Raw genomic sequence first — 487 nt, forward strand, 5'->3', positions numbered from 1 at the left:
CGCGCCCGACCAGACCACCACCGACCGGCTGCCGCACCGGACCCCCGTCGAGGGGCTGTACCTTTCCGGGCACTGGACGCAGCCGGGGGGAGGCGTCCTGTCGGTGATCAGTTCGGGCGTGCAGACCGCCGAGATGCTCACCGGCGCGTCGGTGCTGGAACGCCCGCGACCGGTGTCCTTCTTCGCCGGAGCGGCCGGCTGAGCCGGGTCGTGTCCCGCCGGGCCGACCGGGCCGACCGGGCCGACCGGGCCGCGCCGGGACGGGGCCGACCGGGCCGTGCCACGCGGCCGTGCCCGTTCCGGCGCTGCCCGCCGATTTCCGTTCGACGGGATCCCGTGGGATCCCGTGTCCGGGGCGACGCGGAACGCAACCAGCGGAATGCCGTCCAGCGCCCGGGCCGCCAAAGGAAGCAAAAAGGTACAGAAGTGATACAGGACGGTGAGCAGAACGATACGAAGTGGGACGGGGCGGCGGCGGAACGCCACT

General features: G+C 73.3%; 1 pseudogene. It reads left to right on the forward strand.

Annotation, left to right across the window (positions count from 1 at the left end):
* Positions 1 to 202 (forward strand): annotated as a pseudogene (locus NBW84_RS15980) (hypothetical protein); the annotation flags it as partial.
* Positions 203 to 487: the final 285 nt, after the last annotated feature.

The sequence above is a fragment of the Protofrankia sp. CiP1_Cm_nod2 genome, assembly GCF_920664355.1.
In the GTDB taxonomy this organism is placed as follows: domain Bacteria; phylum Actinomycetota; class Actinomycetes; order Frankiales; family Frankiaceae; genus Protofrankia.